The 19,342-nt window shown below is 44.0% G+C and carries 14 protein-coding genes, 1 tRNA gene and 1 other RNA gene; all 16 read left to right on the forward strand.

Annotation, left to right across the window (positions count from 1 at the left end):
• Window positions 1–97: 97 nt before the first annotated feature.
• A complete protein-coding gene (locus J2Z37_RS12610; protein ID WP_209810628.1) occupies window positions 98–1,705 on the forward strand; it encodes an AAA family ATPase in 1,608 nt (535 codons plus the stop codon).
• A gap of 48 nt (window positions 1,706–1,753) precedes the next feature.
• Window positions 1,754–2,476 (forward strand): S16 family serine protease, encoded by a 723-nt coding sequence (locus J2Z37_RS12615; RefSeq protein ID WP_209810629.1) that lies wholly within the window; start codon window positions 1,754–1,756, stop codon window positions 2,474–2,476.
• Between the two features lie 125 nt (window positions 2,477–2,601).
• An RNA gene (gene rnpB / locus J2Z37_RS12620) (RNase P RNA component class B) lies at window positions 2,602–2,997 on the forward strand.
• A gap of 23 nt (window positions 2,998–3,020) precedes the next feature.
• Window positions 3,021–3,097, forward strand: a tRNA-Met gene (locus J2Z37_RS12625).
• Window positions 3,098–3,295: 198 nt separating this feature from the next.
• The gene (locus J2Z37_RS12630; RefSeq protein ID WP_209810630.1) at window positions 3,296–3,625 is read left to right on the forward strand and encodes a cyclic-di-AMP receptor; all 330 of its coding nucleotides are present in this window, start codon (window positions 3,296–3,298) and stop codon (window positions 3,623–3,625) included.
• A 183-nt stretch (window positions 3,626–3,808) separates the two neighbouring features.
• Window positions 3,809–5,062 carry an argininosuccinate synthase gene (locus J2Z37_RS12635; RefSeq protein ID WP_209810631.1) on the forward strand — a complete coding sequence of 418 codons (1,254 nt, stop codon included), beginning with the start codon at window positions 3,809–3,811 and terminating at the stop codon, window positions 5,060–5,062.
• Window positions 5,062–6,483: an argininosuccinate lyase gene (gene argH, locus J2Z37_RS12640; protein WP_209810632.1), complete on the forward strand. Its 1,422-nt coding sequence runs from the start codon at window positions 5,062–5,064 to the stop codon at window positions 6,481–6,483. The genes J2Z37_RS12635 and argH overlap by 1 nt, the downstream gene beginning before the upstream one ends.
• A gap of 553 nt (window positions 6,484–7,036) precedes the next feature.
• Window positions 7,037–7,231: an aspartyl-phosphate phosphatase Spo0E family protein gene (locus tag J2Z37_RS12645; RefSeq protein ID WP_209810633.1), complete on the forward strand. Its 195-nt coding sequence runs from the start codon at window positions 7,037–7,039 to the stop codon at window positions 7,229–7,231.
• A gap of 244 nt (window positions 7,232–7,475) precedes the next feature.
• Window positions 7,476–8,162: a cell division ATP-binding protein FtsE gene (gene ftsE / locus J2Z37_RS12650; RefSeq protein WP_209810634.1), complete on the forward strand. Its 687-nt coding sequence runs from the start codon at window positions 7,476–7,478 to the stop codon at window positions 8,160–8,162.
• The gene (gene ftsX, locus J2Z37_RS12655; protein WP_209810635.1) at window positions 8,152–9,045 is read left to right on the forward strand and encodes a permease-like cell division protein FtsX; all 894 of its coding nucleotides are present in this window, start codon (window positions 8,152–8,154) and stop codon (window positions 9,043–9,045) included. Before ftsE ends, ftsX begins: the two co-directional genes overlap by 11 nt.
• Before the next feature lie 16 nt (window positions 9,046–9,061).
• Window positions 9,062–10,240, forward strand: a complete 1,179-nt coding sequence (locus tag J2Z37_RS12660; protein ID WP_209810636.1) for a murein hydrolase activator EnvC family protein — start codon at window positions 9,062–9,064, stop codon at window positions 10,238–10,240.
• Window positions 10,241–10,371: 131 nt separating this feature from the next.
• Entirely contained in the window at window positions 10,372–11,847 is a 1,476-nt protein-coding gene (locus J2Z37_RS12665) for a S41 family peptidase (protein WP_209810773.1), read from the forward strand.
• Window positions 11,848–12,049: 202 nt separating this feature from the next.
• Window positions 12,050–13,219, forward strand: coding sequence for a PDZ domain-containing protein (locus J2Z37_RS12670; protein WP_209810637.1), 1,170 nt, complete (start codon window positions 12,050–12,052; stop codon window positions 13,217–13,219).
• A gap of 206 nt (window positions 13,220–13,425) precedes the next feature.
• Entirely contained in the window at window positions 13,426–15,402 is a 1,977-nt protein-coding gene (gene uvrB, locus J2Z37_RS12675) for an excinuclease ABC subunit UvrB (protein WP_209810638.1), read from the forward strand.
• A gap of 6 nt (window positions 15,403–15,408) precedes the next feature.
• Window positions 15,409–18,288: an excinuclease ABC subunit UvrA gene (gene uvrA / locus J2Z37_RS12680; protein WP_209810639.1), complete on the forward strand. Its 2,880-nt coding sequence runs from the start codon at window positions 15,409–15,411 to the stop codon at window positions 18,286–18,288.
• 115 nt (window positions 18,289–18,403) lie between these two features.
• Entirely contained in the window at window positions 18,404–19,339 is a 936-nt protein-coding gene (gene hprK, locus J2Z37_RS12685; RefSeq protein WP_209810640.1) for an HPr(Ser) kinase/phosphatase, read from the forward strand.
• Window positions 19,340–19,342 lie beyond the last annotated feature (3 nt).

Raw genomic sequence — 19,342 nt, forward strand, 5'->3', positions numbered from 1 at the left:
GGAAAAGCTGTTCCAAGAGAAGTGGAACAGCCCTTTTTTGTTTGCCAGAGGTTTGGTAAAATCTTAGAAGACAAGCAGAATGGACGGAGGGGTTTCATTGAAGGAAACAAGGGTAGTCCCTGTAGAAAAACTGGGTGGGGAATATCGGGCAGAGGATTTTCCGTTTGAAACAACGGAGGAGATCGAGTCCCTTCCAAGTGTTATTTTTGGTCAGGACCGCGCAATCAGAGCCATTGATTTTGGTTTAAAAGTCAAACAGCCAGGTTACAATTTGTTTGTTGTTGGGCCGTCTGGCTCGGGGAAGAGTACATATGCTTTTAGTAAGGTCAAAGAAGTGGCAAAAGGACAAGCCGTACCTAAAGATTGGTGCTACGTTTATAATTTTGAGCAGCCTGATCATCCGCTTGCGCTTTCCTTTGAAGCAGGCAAGGCCTCTTTGTTTAAGCAGGATATGGAACAACTGGTGAAAGAAGTGGAGCGTTCCATACAATCCGCTTTTTCGAGCGAAGATTTTGAAACGAAGCGCAAAGAAGTTCATAAGTCTTTTGATGACCGGGTGGAGAAAATATGGAAGCAGCTTGAGCAATATGTGCGCGACCACAATTTTTCCATCGAACGTACCGCACAGGGGATTGTCACAGTTCCGCTAAGATTTGGCCGCCCCTTAAGCAATGACGAATTTAAAACCATGCCGGAAGCGATGAAAGAAGAATTAACACGCAAGGGTAAAGAAATTGAGGTTGAAGTCACGGAAGCCGCGCGGAGAATGCAGCTGATTGAGCGGCAGATGGAAGAAGCCTATACCGAGTTGAAAACAGAGATGGCTCTAGGGGCATCGGAAGAACCGTTTCAAGCAGTTCGTGATAAATATACTGAGCAATCCAGAATTATCCAGTATTTACAGCACATGCAAGAGGATATGGCGGAAAACTTCCAGCTTTTTCAGGGGGAGAAGCAGGAAAAAGATTTGCTTTTTTCCTTTTTGGAAAATGACAAGGAAAAATATAACCGTTATAAGGTGAATATTCTCGTCGATCAGAGTAAAGCCGAAGGTGCACCGGTTGTTTTCGAAACGAATCCCAGCTACCATAATCTGTTTGGAAAGGTGGAATACAAGGGCACATTTGGCTCGATGACGACCGATTTTACGATGATTAAACCGGGTGCCCTGCACCTTGCTAACGGTGGGTATCTTTTGCTGCAGGCGGCGGAGCTGTTTACCAATCCGTTTTCTTGGATTATGTTAAAGCGAACCTTAAAGACAGCTGAAATCCGGATCGAAAATGTATTGGAAGAAAGAGCGTTGGTTTCGACAGCAGGATTGAAACCTGAGGAGATTCCACTTGACATTAAAGTGATCTTAATCGGTAATCCTTCTCTCTACCATTTACTTGCTCAGTGGGATGAGGATTTCCAGAAGATCTTTAAAGTAAAAGTGGAATTTGATTCGGAAATGGAAAGAACGACGGAACATATCCGCGAGTTTGCGGCCTATGTAAAAAGGTATGCGGAAAAATCGGGACTTCTTCCTTTTCACCGCGAAGCGTTGGCGAAGATCGTGAATTACAGCTCTCGCTTGGCGGAAGATCAACGGAAATTATCCACCGGTTATCATGCCATGTCCAAGGTGTTAGTTGAATCCAGTTTTTGGGCTGAACAAGAAGGTACACCCGTTGTTCTTTTGGAACATGTTAAAAAGGCTTAGGATGAGCAGGAATTCCGCTCCAATCGAATTGCCGAGAAAATCCGAGAAATGATTTCCGATGGCACATTGATGGTGGATACCGAAGGGGAAGCGGTTGGTCAAATCAATGGATTAGCAGTCCTGCATACAGGGGATTATGTATTCGGACAACCACATCGCATTACAGCACAAACATTCTTAGGGCGAAAAGGAATTTTGAATATTGAACGGGAGGCCTCTTTAAGCGGGCAGATCCATGACAAAGGTTTATTAATCCTAAGCGGGTACTTGAATGCTAAATTTGCCCAGGATCGTCCGCTCCCTGTATCAGCAAGTATTACCTTTGAGCAAACCTACAGTATGATCGATGGGGATAGTGCCTCCAGTACAGAACTTTATGCACTGTTATCCTCCTTGGCTAATATCCCGATTGATCAAGGGATTGCTGTCACCGGATCTGTTAATCAAAAGGGAGAAATCCAACCAATCGGCGGAGTCAACGAAAAAATTGAAGGTTTTTTCCATGTTTGTCGGGCAAAAGGTCTAACTGGACAGCAAGGCGTGTTAATCCCGCACCAGAATGTGAAAAATCTTCTTCTTCATGATCAGGTTGTGGATGCTGTAAAAGCAGGGCAATTCCATATTTGGGCAGCTCGCACGGTGGAAGAAGGGATCGAAATTTTGACAGGCAAGAAAGCGGACGTCGTCTTTCAACAAGTCCATCGACGTTTGGATGAGATGATAGAACGTTTGAAAAGCCTAGAGTCCACAAACGATAAAAAGGATCATTAAACAGCAGTGGAAAATAGTACCGTTGTCTTCTGTTTATTTTTATGTTAAATTAATTCTTGTCGCTTCGGATGTAACTTGCGATTCACACGAAAGCGAATTACAATAATAAATATCTATACCGTAAGGAATGTGTGTAGTTGCGGCCTGCATCATGCAGGTTGAGGAAAGTCCAGGCTCACCCGGTGCTGCGATGCCCGGAGTGTTCGTGCCTCTCGCAAGGGAGGGCAACCTAGTTTCGACTGGGTTGACGGCGGGGAAAATACCTAAGGTGCATCTTGCATGATGGTATGAATACCCTGAAAGTGCCACAGTGACGGAGTTCTTCTGGAAACGGAAGAAGTGGAACGAGGTAAACCCCACGAGTGAGCAACCCAAATTTTGGTAGGGGCACCACCCCGCGGTAAAGACAAGGAACCAAACGGGTGGATCGATCGGATGATCGATAGTCAAATAACTACAACTTCTCGTACGAGGTTGGCAACCGCTAGCAGTACAAGAAGGACAGAACCTGGCTTACAGCATTCCTTACAGCCATTATAAAAGTGGCGGTGTAGCTCAGCTGGCTAGAGCGTACGGTTCATACCCGTAAGGTCGGGGGTTCGATCCCCTTCGCCGCTACCAATTACATACGAAGATGATATTGAGGATCCCTAATGTTGGGATCCTCATTTGCATACAAAAAAAGTTCAAAATTATCCCCTATGTGTCCTATTTTTTCACTGGTAGTTTTTGCTATAATAGAATTACTCACATGCGCAAATTCATTCACATACACTAAGTTAAACATATTCGATTATTTTCTGAGGAGGTGCCGAAGGGATGAAAATGGTAATTGCAATCATCCAGGACAGGGACTGGGTGAAGCTGTCTAAAGGGCTGACGGAACACGGGTATGGTGTGACGAAGCTTTCAAGTACTGGCGGTTTTTTACGGCAAGGGAATACGACCATCATGATTGGTGTTGAAGATGAAAAGGTAGAGGATGTTTTACAGCTAATTAGGGATAATTGTAAAAAGAAAGAAATACCGATGACCCTCTATCCCCCAAGCATCACCGGTTTAAATATGACATCTCCCCCAGTAAACGTAACCGTGGGTGGGGCAACCGTATTCGTCATGAATATTGAACAATTTCATCACGTGGAATAAAATGAAAGCCCTTTCTTTTCTCCTTCAATGGGATAAAGGAGGGGGTTTTTATTTTCTTCAAAAAAAACCTATTGAATTTTTATTAATATTAATGCATAATATTACACGTAGCACACAGATAAAGATTTTAGCCTAACGGCTTAAGATACTTAGATTAAATGGGATAAAGGAGAAACGATAACGATGAGTAAAGAAAAAATCGTTCTGGCATATTCTGGTGGACTTGATACTTCTGTAGCAATCAAATGGCTACAGGATACTTATAACTTTGATGTCATTGCTGTTGCTTTGGATGTCGGCGAAGGAAAAGATCTTGAATTTGTAAAGAACAAGGCTATCCAAGTTGGGGCAATTAAATCCTATGTAGTGGATGCTAAAGAATTATTTGCGGAAGAGTTTGTACTTCCTGCGTTAAAAGCAAATGCTATGTATGAAGGAAAATATCCGGTCGTATCTGCACTCTCTCGTCCTTTGATTGCCAAAATTTTGGTTGATATCGCGAAAGAAGAAGGTGCCGTTGCCGTTGCACACGGTTGTACGGGAAAAGGAAACGACCAAGTTCGTTTTGACGTATCCTTTGCTGCACTAGACCCGAATCTTCAAATTGTCGCACCCGTTCGGGAATGGGGAATGACTCGTGATGAAGAGATTGCCTACGCGGAGAAACACGGGATTCCAATTCCTATTAATTTAGATAATCCTTACAGCATTGACCAGAACCTTTGGGGACGTGCTTGTGAGTGTGGAGTATTGGAAGATCCTTGGGCAGAACCGCCAGCTGGCGCCTATGATCTAACAGCAGCAATTGAGGATACTCCTGATACACCAGAGGAAATTGAAATTGAGTTTGTAGAAGGAAAGCCAGTTGCTATTAATGGAAAGCAATTGCCATTAAGCGAGCTTATTCTTGAGTTAAATCAAATCGCTGGGAAGCATGGGATTGGCCGCATTGACCACGTGGAAAACCGCCTTGTCGGAATTAAATCCCGTGAAGTTTACGAATGCCCAGGTGCAATGACCTTGATCTTGGCTCACCGTGAATTGGAGTTCCTTACCCAGCCAAGAGAGGTTGCCGGATTCAAACCAACCATTGAGCAAAAGATTTCTCAAGTCATTTACGAGGGCCTGTGGTTCTCCCCGATTATGGATGCTTTGAAGGCTTTCGTTGAAGAAACCCAAAAGTATGTTACTGGAACCATCCGCGTAAAATTGTTTAAAGGACATGCAACGGTAGTCGGAAGAAAATCTCCGAACTCTTTATATGATAAAGAACTTGCTACTTATGGCGCAGAAGATTCATTTGACCATAAAGCAGCGATTGGATTTATTAAACTATGGGGAATGCCAACCAAGGTGTTTTCGCAAATCAACCGCGACAGATTGGAAAATGCACCAAAGGCGGTTATCATCGATAAGAAAGAAGCGGTGACACAATAATGAAATTATGGGGCGGTCGTTTTACAAAAGCTACAGATAAACTAGTGGAAGAATACACCGCCTCCATTTTCTTTGATCAGCAGCTGGCGAAGGAAGATATTAACGGCAGCTTGGCCCATGTGACTATGCTTGGAAAATGTGACATCCTCCCCCAAGAGGATGTCAATGTCATTAAGGCAGGTTTAAAGAAGGTGGCGGCAAAGATTGAAAACGGTGAAGTGGAATTTACCGTTTCTAATGAAGATATTCATATGAATATCGAAAAGCTTTTAATTGAAGAAGTGGGACCGGTTGGCGGGAAACTGCACACGGGAAGAAGCCGGAACGATCAAGTTGCATTGGACATGCATTTATATTTGCGTGAGCAAGTGATTGAATTGGTGGATTTGATTAGTCGTCTGCAGGATTCCCTCATTGAGCAAGCAAAGGATAATGTGGATACCGTATTACCGGGGTATACTCACCTTCAGCGTGCACAGCCCATTTTATTTGCACACCATCTGATGGCTTATGTTGCTATGCTGCAGCGAGATGCGGAGCGCTTGATGGATGGTTGGAAAAGAATCAATGTACTGCCATTGGGGGCTGGTGCGCTCGCTGGGACAACCTTCCCGATCGATCGAGAATACGTAGCAGAGCTGCTGAAATTTGATGGGGTGTATATGAATAGCCTTGATTCGGTAAGTGATCGTGATTTTATCGTGGAATTTTTATCCGGATCAGCCTTGCTAATGACTCATCTTTCCCGCTTGTGTGAAGAGCTAGTGCTGTGGTCTAGCAATGAGTTCGCGTTTGTCGAGTTGGATGATGCCTTCTGTACCGGAAGTAGTATCATGCCGCAAAAGAAAAATCCCGATGTCGCCGAATTGGTCCGTGGAAAAACGGGACGTGTCTACGGAAATCTGGTTGGCTTGTTAACCGTTTTGAAGGCACTTCCGTTGGCTTATAACAAAGATATGCAGGAAGACAAAGAAGGCATGTTTGACACCGTGAAAACCTTGCACGGAGCCCTTTCCTTATTTATTCCGATGATCGCAACCATGAAAGTCCGCAAGGAAAACATGAGAAAAGCGGTAACGCAAGACTTCTCCAATGCAACGGATCTGGCTGATTACTTGGTGAATAAAGGTTTGCCATTCCGCCAAGCACATGAAGTTGTAGGGAAAACCGTCCTCTATTGCATCCAGCAAAATAAATTCTTGTTGGACTTGGATTTGGAGGAGTACAAGCAGTTTTCGCCTCTGTTTGAGGAAGATATTTATGCAGCCCTCGACATCGATCAAGTAGTCAATGCGCGTGATGTTCTAGGTGGGACAGCGAAGCCGCAGGTGATTAAACAGATCGAATATATGCAGCAATTGAAAAAGGCAACTGATAACTGGGTTGCCGAGCACCGTCAAAAGGTGCAGGTAGAGCTTTAGTGAACAAAAAAGGGCCTATCCTAACGAGGATAAGGCCCTTTTTGCTTTTTTGAAGGAGTAGCCTCTTTCCAGCAGTTGAGTTATAGCGGAAAACTTTTCCGTTAACTTTGATTTTTGGATGGATTTAGGCTAAATAAGGGAAAATTATTCCGTTATGGAGAAGTGTACCGACGTAAAATCGACTAGGTCATCTAAATAGCGGAAAAAAATTCCGCTAGTATGGTTTAGCAAACCGGATTTTCTTGAATAACGGAAATTTTTTCCGTTATTGAGGTGCCCCGAAATCCCATTTAGTTTTCCTGCCTCCATCCGGCCAACAAAGAGAAAAAGGATAAGTACTTTACTATAACAAGTCTAGATTTTGTAACAAAAGGGAAGAATGTATCTATAGATTGAAGGAGATGCATTAAACATATCGAATATATGGGGATATAGAAAAGTTTTTGGGCTGAAATCGGGAATTACTTTTAATTCGAAGCATATAGATAGAATGCACGGTAAAATTTGGGAGAAGTCAGAATAGATAACGAAGTGTTTAGGGAGGAATCTGTTCATGGTGTCAATGCCAAGTGAAACCTCATCCAAATTAAACTTGGATTTGTTATTAGAAGAAATATATACGCTTCGACTCCATTTGAATGAATTAAGTCGTGATATGGGCAATTTGACACATCCCAAATTAGTTGAAGTTAGCCAGCTGCTTGATCAAAAATTAAACAGCTATAATCAAATATCCTTACGACGTTAAAATACCCAATGTTGGGTATTTTTTTATGTTCAATGATTTTAATTATACATTCCAACTTCTAACCTATATCGCCAACAATCACTGTTTTGTTATAATATTAAAGGCTTATCATGGCGGATACTGTCATTTCCTAGGAAATATTAGGGGATTAGGCAGGAATTTGCTAGGAAACTGTCGAAAAAAGCATGAGATGGAAAATGAGGTGTTTGCAACCATCTCAGAAGGAAAAAGCAGGTGACTTTAAGTGATAGAAATGTTAGACGTTTGGAAAACATACCCGAATGGAACGAATGCACTGGAAGGCATTAATGTAAAAATCGAAAAAGGTGAATTTGTCTATGTTGTTGGACCAAGCGGTGCAGGGAAGTCTACCTTCATTAAGTTGATGTATCGTGAGGAAAAGCCTACTAAAGGGACAATTCTATTAAATGGTTTCAATATATCAAAATTAAAAGAAAGACAGATTCCTAAAGTACGCCGCAGCATTGGGGTTGTTTTTCAGGACTATAAGCTGCTTCCGAAAATGAATGTCTATGAAAATGTAGCTTTCGCCATGGAAGTTGTGGAGGCGACGAAGAAACAAACCAAACCGAGAGTTCTTGAAATGCTGGAATTGGTCAAATTGAAAAACAAACTGCGATCCTATCCATCTGAACTTTCTGGTGGTGAGCAGCAGCGAGTGTCAATCGCTCGGGCGCTTGTTAACAGTCCAGGAACGATTATTGCCGATGAACCTACAGGGAACCTTGATCCAGAGACCTCTTGGGAGATTATGCGAATCTTTGAAGAAATTAATCTGCGCGGTACGACCGTGGTGATGGCAACGCACAATCGAGAGATTGTCAACACGCTGAGAAAACGAGTGATTGCCATTGAAGGTGGCCGGATTGCCCGTGACCAACAGAGGGGGGAATACGGCTATGAAGGTTAGAACAATGGGGCGACATCTGCGGGAAGGTTCTCGGAATATTACCCGGAATGGATGGATGTCATTTGCCTCCATGAGCTCAGTCGCTATTACCTTGTTTATTCTAGGCGTTTTCCTCCTATTGGCCCTCAATGTCAACCATATTGCGAATGTGGTTGAAAGACAGGTGGAAATTCGCGTCTTTGTAAAACAGGGTGTTGAGAAAGTCGAAGTAGACAAGCTGGCCGAGAAGTTAAAGGACTTTTCCCAAGTAGAATCCGTTACTTTTATTCCGAAAGAAGAAGGCCTGGAGAATTTCAAAAAAAGTTTCGGGGACAAAGCTTACTGGTTTGAAGGATTAGAAAAAGAAAATCCACTATCTGATGAATTTGTCGTGAAAACGAAAGACCCGGTCGAAACGGAAATGGTTGCCGAACGGATCAAAAACCTTCCATATGTGGAAAGTGTAAACTACGCCAAGGATATGATTAAAAAACTGTTTACGATTACCACGATGATTCGGAATGTAGGGATTGGCTTCATAGTAGCACTTGCTTTTACGGCGATGTTTTTGATTGCCAACACGATCAAATTGACGATCGTTGCTCGACGCAGGGAAATAGAGATTATGAAATTGGTTGGAGCCACGAATTCTTTTATCCGCTGGCCTTTCTTTATTGAAGGACTATTAATGGGCGGTTTGGGTTCGGTTGTTCCTATTCTTTTGCTGCTTCTGGGCTATCGCTATTTAATAGATTTGGTTCAGGTGGATTTGAATTTATACTTCCTAGATTTACTCCCGCTCAATCCGCTGGCCTGGCAGCTCTCTGTTTTGCTCATGGGAATTGGCGCTTTTATCGGAGTTTGGGGAAGCATGATGTCCGTGCGCCGTTTCTTAAAAGTATAGAATCTGGGAGGGGAATATGAAAAAATTACCTTTGTTGACTGCCACCGTGCTTGCCGCGGGTGTTCTTCTGCCTTGGCATGGACAAGCTGCAAGTTCGCTGGATCAGCTCAATCAACGAATTTCTTCGCTAAAAAAAGAGCAGAGCAATGCATCAAACCAGATTTCAACAATAGAAAACCGCATTCAGGCAATCGAAGGACAGAAAAATCAGGTCAAGCAGGATATTATGCACATTGATCTGAAATTAAACGAAACGCAGGAACGAATTCAAGAGTTGGATTTGCAAATTGATACAACAACCCTAAAAGCACAGGAAGCCGCAGTACAGCTTGACGCAGCAATGAAACGGGTAGAAGAACGGAATGATTTGTTGAGGACAAGGGTAAAGGTAATGTATGAAATGGGTGACGTTTCTTACCTTGAAGTCTTGTTGGGATCCACCGATTTTGGGGATTTCTTAAATCGACTGCACGCTGTAAACCTTATTATTAATCAAGATACGAAGATCTTAGAAGATAATATTAAAGATAAGGAAACGATTGCTCTAAAAAAGAAAGAAGTCGATGATTACTTATCAAAGCTTCAAGGGTACTACGCAGCTGCAGAAGAGTTGAAAGCAGATTTGAAAAAACAGCAAAAAGAGCGTACGGTTTTTATGGCGCAGCTTGAAAAAGAAGAGGGAGAACTAGAAGAAATCAAGGAAGAACATGAACAAGCGATGCTAGCCCTCGTCCAAGAAATGAAAGCAGCATTGTACGAGAAAAACAAGCTGCTGAGTCAACGGAAATTTACCGGTGGCAAGTTTGCTTGGCCTGCTCCAGACCTAACCAGAATCACCTCTTACTTTGGAAATCGCAAGGATCCATTTACCGGAAAAGCTAGCGGTCATAGCGGAATGGATATCGCCGGTCCGCAAGGAAGCACGATCGTCGCAGCCGCGGATGGAACCGTCATTGTATCAGGCTATGTGAGGGGATATGGAAACTGTATCATTATTGATCACGGTGGCGGAATCTCTACTTTATACGGTCATATTCGGGAAGGCGGTCTGATGGTAAAGCAAGGGCAGGAAGTGAAAAAAGGAGATAAGATTGCGGAAGTGGGGTCAACAGGAAGATCAACAGGTCCACATCTTCACTTTACGGTTCTCAAGGGCAATACGGAGGTTGATCCGATGGGATATTTGAAAAATTAGCGATGAAACTGCTATCCTGAACATAACTCCGAAATGTATATGTTCATAACCATCAAGGGGCCATCATATACTACTAGGGACAAACTAAGGTGGCTTCAATTATGGTAGAAAGGTGGTGTAAGGGATTGCAGATGAAAGGACGCACGTTGGTAGCGCTGATTGGAATTACCATCGTAGTAAGCAGCCTGCTGACATATGCAGCAACCGATTCCGAAAAGGGCTTTCTTCGGGGAATGTTGGGACAAATAGGTCCTACTAAGGAGCAAGGAACAAATAGTAATCCCCAGAATGCTGAACAAGCAGCTAGTCTAAAGAAAGTGTATGAAATTTATGGACTCATCCAGGATAATTATCTAGAAGATGTGGATCAACAAAAGCTTATTGATGGCGCAATTAATGGGATGATTAATGCTTTGGGTGATCCATACACCGTTTATATGGATCCTAAATCGGCGGAGCAATTCAATCAGTCTATATCCTCTTCTTTTCAAGGGATTGGCGCGGAAGTAACGATGGAAGGCGGCAAAGTTACCATCGTTTCTCCATTTAAAGGATCCCCTGCAGAAAAGGCAGGTCTACGGCCGAAGGATCAAATTATTAGTGTGAATGGTGAAACATTAGAAGGATTGGATCTCTATCAAGCTGTCCTGAAGATACGAGGGCCGAAGGGTTCAGAAGCGGAGTTAAATGTTTTACGCCCAGGAATTTCTGATCCGCTCACGGTTACTGTAGTTCGTGACGATATTCCGCTAGAAACGGTTTATGCGGAAACGATTCAGAAGGATGGACATACTTTTGGGAAAATTGAAGTGGCCCAATTCTCCACAGATACAGCTGCGCACTTTAAAGAACAATTGGAAAAAATGGAACAGCAGCAGGTTGATGGATTGATCATTGATTTGCGTGGAGACCCGGGAGGACTGTTGCCCGCAGTAGTGGAAATGTCACAAATGCTCATTGCAAAGGATAAGCCGATTTTGCAATTGGAAGATCCGCAAGGAAATCGTGAAGTGGTGAAGTCAACAATTGATGGGAAGAAATCCTATCCAATCACCGTACTTGTAGATAAAGGTAGTGCCAGTGCTTCAGAAATTATGGCTGCCGCATTAAAAGAAAATGGCTATAAATTGGTCGGACAGCACACCTTTGGGAAAGGAACCGTACAAAACACGGTTGAACTTGGTGATAAAAGCCAGGTGAAAATGACTATCGCCAAATGGCTGACCCCAACAGGTGAATGGATTCATAAAAAGGGAATTGAACCGAGTATTTCGATTGAACAGCCGAAATACTTCCTAGCCGCACCGATCGACGTGAAAAAGGGTTCCTTGCAATTTGACCAGAACAGCGAATCAGTAAAGAACTTGCAAGTCATTCTAGACGGCCTCGGGTTCCCACCAGGAAGAACGGATGGTTATTTCGATCAAAAAACAGAGACCGCTGTGAAGGCATTCCAGAAACTTAACAATCTATCCATGACTGGAAAGGTTGATCAAAAAACTGCACAGTTACTACAAGATCAACTAATCAAAAAGATTCAAGAACCGGCTAACGACTTGCAACTTCAAGCTGCGATCCAGGTTTTGCTAGAACAGGTAAAAAAATAATCCCGAAATAGAGAAGGGAACAAGGGAATTTATGTAGAAAAAGTAATGACAGTCAAAATTCTGTCATTACTTTTTTTGTCGTAGATCAAAGGTGGTGAACAAAAGCTTGCAAATAACACTTGAACTATTGGTAATCATCGGGAAGGGAATTTTGTCTTTTTTCACAAACCCTTTTCTATACCTATTTCTTGTCCTCATTTGGATGCAGTATCGGCGCCAAACCTTGTTTGAGCGAAGACTATTCAGCGTAAGGGTACATAATCCGTGGGAACAGTTTATAGAGTCAGTCGCGCAAGGACTAGGCGGCGGTATCATTATTTCCTTATTGACCATAGCGATGGGGATTGTTATCCAACCAACACAATTGTTTTTATTGTGTGTGATAAGCTTTTTATTAGCCTGTTACCATATTCAGTATTTATGTTATGCCTATTCAGGAGGTGTGTTGAGTCTTCTTGCCTTGATCGCAAAAACGTATCCGCAAGGGGAAGCCATTTCTTGGCTGAGAGTGATCTGGAAACCTTTGGTCTCGCTGGAGTTCTCGTCTCTCTTTGCTTTCATTGCCATTCTGCACTTACTCGAATCCTATTTATTACTGCGCAACAGTGGAAAGGATAGCTCTCCTTTATTGGTCAATGGGAAGAGGGGAATGCTTGTTGGAGTGCATCAAATTCAAAAATTTTGGCTCGCACCGGTCTTCGTGGTGGCGGCAGTTCCGCCTGAATTGGCAATGCCAGTTGGTCACCCTTCCTGGTGGCCGTTGTTTTCAACATTGGGCACAGGGTTTACCATCCTGCTCTTTCCGGTCGTGATTGGCCATACTACTTTAGCCATCTCATCGCTGCCATCTCATAAAATAAAGCGAGTTTCGAAGCAATTAATTTATTACAGTTTCATTCTTTTTGGGTTGGCTTGGGGAATCCAGTTTTGGGGTGGAGCGGGGATCCTTGCGGCCTTTTGGATGATCCTAGGGCATGAAGCAATCATGCGAATCGGAAATTGGTTGGAATGGAAGCGACCTTTGTTATTTGTTCCCCGTCCAGAAGGGGTTGTTGTACTGGCGGTGATTGCAAATAGCCCCGCCGCCGAGATGGGTATTGAAGTTGGTGATGTTCTGCAAAAAATTAATGGGATAGAAATTCATCATCCGGATGAAGTGTATCCTGCTTTGCGCTCCACCTCCACCTTTTGCAAGATGGAGGTACTGAATGAACAGGGCCATATCAAATATTTGCAGCGAACGATTTATCAAGGAGAACATCACGAGCTGGGGTTAATTTTTGCTCCAGATGAGCAATCTGAATACTATGTGGATTTGAAACCGATCAGTATCGTACAGTTGATCCGCCAGCAAATTCAGCGAGGAGCATAAGACAAAGAGGTGCAAGGATGAGCGCCTCTTTGTTTGCGTTTGACCGCATAGGAAAGCTTTTCTTATCCCACCCGCTTGCTAATTAGAACAAACGTTTGGTATAATGTACCAAGATATCAAATTCGCAAAATAGCTAAAAAAGCATTAAACTAGAAAACGTATAGATATACACGGTGTTAAACTTCCCGGAAGAAGGTGAAATCTCCATGGAAACTTTTAAACTCGTCTCCGAATATGAGCCGAAGGGAGATCAACCAGAGGCGATCATCCAGTTGGTTGATGGAGTCCAAAAGAATAAGAAATACCAAACGTTGCTTGGGGCTACCGGAACAGGGAAAACCTTTACGATTGCGCAAGTGATTAACAAGGTAAATAAACCAACTCTGGTCATTGCCCATAACAAAACGTTAGCTGCACAGTTGTGCAGTGAATTCAAGGAGTTTTTTCCTGAAAATGCGGTGGAATACTTCGTCAGTTACTATGACTATTATCAACCGGAAGCTTATATTCCGCATACAGATACCTATATAGAAAAGGACGCGAGTGTCAACGATGAGATTGATAAACTCCGACACTCCGCAACCAGTTCCTTATTTGAACGTAATGATGTGATTATCGTAGCAAGTGTGTCCTGTATCTATGGTTTGGGTTCTCCTGAGGAATATCGAGAGTTGTTGGTCTCACTTAGAACTGGAATGGAAAAGGGCAGGGATGAAGTACTTTATCAGCTAGTGGATATCCAATATGAAAGAAATGATATCAATTTTACCCGTGGTACATTCCGTGTTCGGGGAGATGTTGTGGAAATTTTCCCCGTTTCCCGAAGTGAACAGGCGATTCGTGTAGAGTTTTTCGGCGATGAAATTGATCGGATCACGGAAATCGATGTGCTTACCGGGGAGATCGTGGGTGAGCGAGATCATGTTGCGATCTTTCCAGCTTCTCACTATGTTACAAGAGAAGAGAAAATGAAAATAGCACTGAGGACGATTGAAGAAGAGTTGGAACAACAGTTGGCGAAATTCCGCGAGGAAGGCAAGCTGCTTGAGGCGCAAAGGCTGGAGCAGCGCACACGTTATGATATGGAAATGATGGCGGAAATGGGGTTCTGTTCGGGGATTGAAAACTATTCCAGGCATCTTACAGGGCTCCCGGCAGGTGCGACGCCATTTACCTTGTTTGACTACTTTCCAGATGATATGTTGATCATTGTGGATGAGTCCCATATTACCCTTCCGCAAATACGCGGGATGTACAATGGGGACCGGGCACGCAAAGAGATGCTTATTAATCACGGATTCCGCCTGCCCTCTGCGGCGGATAACCGGCCGATGCGTTTTGATGAATTTGAAAAACATATTAATCAGATTATTTTTGTTTCCGCTACGCCTGGACCTTATGAACTGGAACATTCACCTGATGTGGTGCAGCAAGTGATCCGACCAACAGGACTGCTTGACCCTGTTGTGCAAGTGCGTCCGATTAAAGGACAAATCGATGATTTGATCGGAGAAATCCATGAACGGACCAATAGAAATGAGCGCGTTTTAGTTACTACATTAACGAAGAAAATGTCTGAGGATCTTACAGATTATCTCAAGGATATTGGGATCAAGGTGAAATATTTGCACTCCGATATTAAGACCATTGAGCGAATGCAAATCTTACGAGACTTACGTGTTGGAACGTTTGATGTATTAGTCGGAATTAATCTGCTAAGAGAAGGACTGGACCTGCCAGAGGTATCTCTTGTTGCCATCCTTGACGCGGATAAAGAAGGCTTTTTGCGAGATGAACGTTCCTTAATCCAAACCATTGGGCGTGCAGCGCGGAATGCGGATGGACAAGTGATTATGTACGCGGATCGGATGACCAGGTCCATGGAGCGTGCAATGGAAGAAACGGCACGCCGGCGGGAAATCCAAATGGCCTATAATGAGCAGCATGGCATTACGCCACAGACGATTAAAAAGGCCATCCGCAACGTCATTGAAGCGACAAAGGTTGCGGAAGAAAAAGAAGATTACTTGCCAACCAAAGAATATCGCAAGTTAACGAAGAAAGACCGCAAGGCCTTAATCGAAAAACTAGAAGCAGAAATGAAAGACGCTGCCAGACATTTGCAATTTGAGCGGGCGGCTGAATTACGAGATTTATTGATTGAACTGAAAGCGGAAGGATGATTGTTCGTGAGCTTAGAAAATATTGTGATCAAAGGGGCGAGAACACATAACTTAAAAGACATCAATGTGACCATTCCCCGTGATCAATTTGTCGTTTTGACGGGGCTTTCCGGATCGGGTAAATCGTCCTTAGCATTTGACACCATCTATGCCGAGGGACAGCGACGCTATGTAGAATCGCTCTCGGCTTATGCACGCCAGTTCTTAGGACAAATGGATAAACCGGATGTGGACTCCATTGAAGGGCTTTCTCCGGCGATCTCCATCGATCAAAAGACGACGAGCAGAAACCCGCGTTCCACCGTCGGAACGGTTACGGAAATTTATGATTATCTGCGTCTTTTATTTGCCCGCATCGGGAAACCTTTTTGCCCAACACACCATACCGAAATCTCCGCGCAAACCGTGGAACAGATGGTCGATCGGATCTTGGAATATCCAGAACGAACAAGAATGCAAATTCTCGCCCCTCTCGTACAAGGGCGCAAAGGTGAACACACTAAATTGCTCGAAGATGCCCGCAAACAGGGATATGTGCGTGTTCGGATTGACGGGGAAACAAGGGATCTTTCGGAAGAGATTCAGCTTGAAAAGAATAAAAAGCATACCATCGAGGTCGTGATTGACCGGATTGTTGTGAAGGAGGGAATCCATTCCCGTGTCGCGGATTCCCTGGAAACAGCCCTAAAGCTTGGCGATGGGAAGGTTATTGTGGATATTATTGACCAGGAAGAATTGCTGTTCAGTCAGAATCTCGCATGCCCACAATGCGGGTTTAGCATGGCTGAACTGGAACCGCGCATGTTCTCCTTTAATGCACCGTACGGTGCTTGTCCATCCTGTGATGGGTTGGGTATGAAGCAGGAGGTGGATCCTGATTTAGTCATTCCTGACCGCACCAAAAGCCTAAGTGAAGGCGCTATTGAACCATGGGAAAGCTCTACAAGCAATTATTATGAGCAGCTTCTTCACTCGGTATGCAAGCATTTTAAAATCGACATGGACCTGCCTGTCGAACAGCTTCCGAAAGAACATCTTGACATCCTCCTTTACGGAAATCGTAAGGAGAAATTCCGTTTTGTTTTTGACAGTGACTTTGGTGGACGGCGGGATTCGGAAATTTATTTCGAAGGAGTCATCAATCAAATTCAACGCCGCTATGTGGAGTCAACCTCAGACCATATGCGAGAATCCCTAGAGCATTATATGTCGCAAAAAGCCTGTCCGGCTTGTAAAGGACAGCGTCTGCGACCAGAGGTTTTGTCTGTTTTCATTGATGGGCAAAATATCTCTTATGTCACCGGATTATCTATCAAGGATGCCCATCTTTTTTTCGATCAGCTACAGCTATCTGAAAAGGACATGGCCATTGCTCGCCTGATTCTGAAGGAAATCAAATTCCGTTTGGGATTTTTACTTGATGTCGGCCTCGACTACCTAACGCTTAGCCGTGCGGCAGGAACTCTTTCAGGTGGGGAGGCACAGCGGATCCGTTTAGCTACCCAGATTGGTTCCTCTTTAATGGGGGTGCTGTATATTTTGGACGAGCCGAGCATTGGGTTGCACCAACGGGATAATACCAAACTGATTAAAACCCTTGAGCATATGCGGGATCTTGGCAATACCTTGATCGTTGTCGAACACGATGAGGATACAATGATTGCTGCCGATTATATTGTTGATATCGGACCTGGCGCAGGTGTGCACGGAGGGAAAGTGGTTTCCCAGGGAACACCGGAAGAGGTCATGAACGATCCCCATTCACTTACTGGGCAATATCTATCAGGTAAAAAGTTCATCCCGGTGCCACTGGAAAGACGGAAACCCAATGGAAAATGGATCGGGGTCGTGGGCGCAAAAGAAAATAACTTGAAAAATATTTCCGTTAAATTCCCACTTGGCGTATTCACCTGTGTCACGGGGGTTTCCGGTTCAGGTAAAAGTACGTTAGTAAATGAAATCTTGCATAAAGCATTGGCTCGTGATTTAAACAGAGCCAAGACCAAGCCCGGATCTTACCGGAAAATTGAGGGGCTTGAGCATCTTGATAAGGTCATTGATATTGACCAATCACCGATTGGACGTTCACCAAGGTCAAACCCTGCAACCTATACCGGGGTGTTCGATGATATCCGTGATGTTTTTGCCCAGACGAATGAAGCTAAGGTACGCGGATACAAAAAGGGCCGGTTTAGTTTTAATGTCAAGGGCGGCCGCTGTGAGGCTTGCCGCGGTGACGGGATCATCAAAATCGAGATGCACTTCCTGCCTGATGTCTATGTTCCTTGTGAAATTTGCAAGGGAAAACGCTATAACCGGGAAACGCTGGAAGTCAAATATAAAGGTTTAAATATAGCGGATGTACTCGATTTAACTGTGGAAGATGCAGTGGAATTTTTCAAAAATATTCCCAAAATACACCGCAAAATGCAAACCCTTTATGATGTGGGCCTAAGTTACATGAGGTTGGGGCAGTCAGCTACTACCCTTTCAGGAGGTGAGGCGCAGCGGATTAAGCTTGCCTCAGAGTTACACCGACGCAGCACCGGGAAAACTCTGTACATCCTCGATGAGCCAACAACGGGTCTGCATGTTCATGATATCGATCGTTTGTTGAAGGTACTCCAGCGCCTGGTTGAAGCGGGGGATTCTGTCCTTGTCATTGAGCATAACCTCGATGTCATTAAAACAGCCGATTATATCCTCGATTTGGGACCTGAGGGTGGAGAGCGGGGCGGATTAATAGTTGCCAAGGGGACTCCGGAAGAAGTTTGCCGTGTAGAAGAGTCTTATACCGGGCAATACCTGGCACCGATTATCGAACGCGATCGTAACCGCACAGAAAAGCAAATTGCAGACTACGAGAAACAAGCAGCGACACCCTAAGTGGGGCTGTAAAACACCTACCAAGCCGCCTCTGTATGAAAGGAGGTGGCATTTTTTCACGCATGATGGCTTTTTCTATGTTAGAATAGTTGAAGAAATTAAAGGGGGCAACAAAATGAAAAGAACTGTTGTCAAAGACATCGTCCAGCAGTTTCAGCTAAAGGTCGTAAGCGGCGAAAAAGGATTGTTTCGTGAAATTAAAACAAGTGATATCAATCGACCGGGGTTGGAAATCGCCGGTTACTTTAATTTCTATACAGCGGAACGGGTGCAGCTGCTAGGCAAAACAGAAATGGGGTTTATCACTACCTTAAGTTCAGAGGAAAGATTGGAACGTTTTCGCAAGCTGTGCAGTGTGGGTGAGATTCCTTGTTTTTGTGTATCCCGTCTGCTGGACATACCTGAGGAGCTGCTGCAGGCTGCTGAGGAAAAGGATATTCCCATTTTACAGTCCACTCTTCCGACAACGAAGTTGTCGAGTAAAATTACTACCTTTCTAGAGGGCCGGTTAGCTCCGCGAACGACGATTCACGGAGTGTTGATTGACATTTATGGTGTCGGGGTTCTATTGATCGGAGGGAGCGGAATCGGGAAAAGTGAAACAGCCCTGGAATTGGTTAAAAGAGGCCATCGCTTAATTGCTGACGATGCCGTGGAAATTCGCCAAACCTTGGAAAACCAACTGATTGGAAGCGCTCCCGAGTTAATCCAACATTTGCTGGAAATTCGCGGCTTAGGTATTATTAATGTCATGACCTTGTTTGGGGCTGGGGCTGTCCGGAATTTCAAGAAAATTTCGTTTGCTATACGCATGGAGATTTGGGACCCGCAGAAGCAATATGAACGGCTGGGAATCGATGAAGAAACGATGAAGGTGATGGATACAGAGATTCCGCAAATTACGATACCCGTTCGTCCTGGTCGAAATATGGCGGTGATCTGTGAAGTGGCAGCGATGAATTTCCGTTTGAAACGCATGGGCTATAATGCTGCAGTTCACTTCAGTAAGCGACTGACTGATACGATTGAAGAGGCAACAGAAGAAATCTAAAAA

The sequence above is a fragment of the Ammoniphilus resinae genome, from assembly GCF_017873965.1.
In the GTDB taxonomy this organism is placed as follows: Bacteria; Bacillota; Bacilli; order Aneurinibacillales; family RAOX-1; genus Ammoniphilus_A; species Ammoniphilus_A resinae.

Bases quoted from the DNA above. Each gene is read 5' to 3' on its own strand.
- ftsX (WP_209810635.1), top strand. From the start codon at position 8,152: ATGAAGGTTAGAACAATGGGGCGACATCTGCGGGAAGGTTCTCGGAAT.
- J2Z37_RS12670 (WP_209810637.1), top strand. From the start codon at position 12,050: ATGCAGTATCGGCGCCAAACCTTGTTTGAGCGAAGACTATTCAGCGTA.
- J2Z37_RS12615 (WP_209810629.1), top strand. From the start codon at position 1,754: ATGATTTCCGATGGCACATTGATGGTGGATACCGAAGGGGAAGCGGTT.
- J2Z37_RS12630 (WP_209810630.1), top strand. From the start codon at position 3,296: ATGAAAATGGTAATTGCAATCATCCAGGACAGGGACTGGGTGAAGCTG.
- J2Z37_RS12665 (WP_209810773.1), top strand. From the start codon at position 10,372: ATGAAAGGACGCACGTTGGTAGCGCTGATTGGAATTACCATCGTAGTA.
- J2Z37_RS12660 (WP_209810636.1), top strand. From the start codon at position 9,062: ATGAAAAAATTACCTTTGTTGACTGCCACCGTGCTTGCCGCGGGTGTT.
- argH (WP_209810632.1), top strand. From the start codon at position 5,062: ATGAAATTATGGGGCGGTCGTTTTACAAAAGCTACAGATAAACTAGTG.
- uvrB (WP_209810638.1), top strand. From the start codon at position 13,426: ATGGAAACTTTTAAACTCGTCTCCGAATATGAGCCGAAGGGAGATCAA.
- J2Z37_RS12635 (WP_209810631.1), top strand. From the start codon at position 3,809: ATGAGTAAAGAAAAAATCGTTCTGGCATATTCTGGTGGACTTGATACT.
- J2Z37_RS12645 (WP_209810633.1), top strand. From the start codon at position 7,037: ATGGTGTCAATGCCAAGTGAAACCTCATCCAAATTAAACTTGGATTTG.
- hprK (WP_209810640.1), top strand. From the start codon at position 18,404: ATGAAAAGAACTGTTGTCAAAGACATCGTCCAGCAGTTTCAGCTAAAG.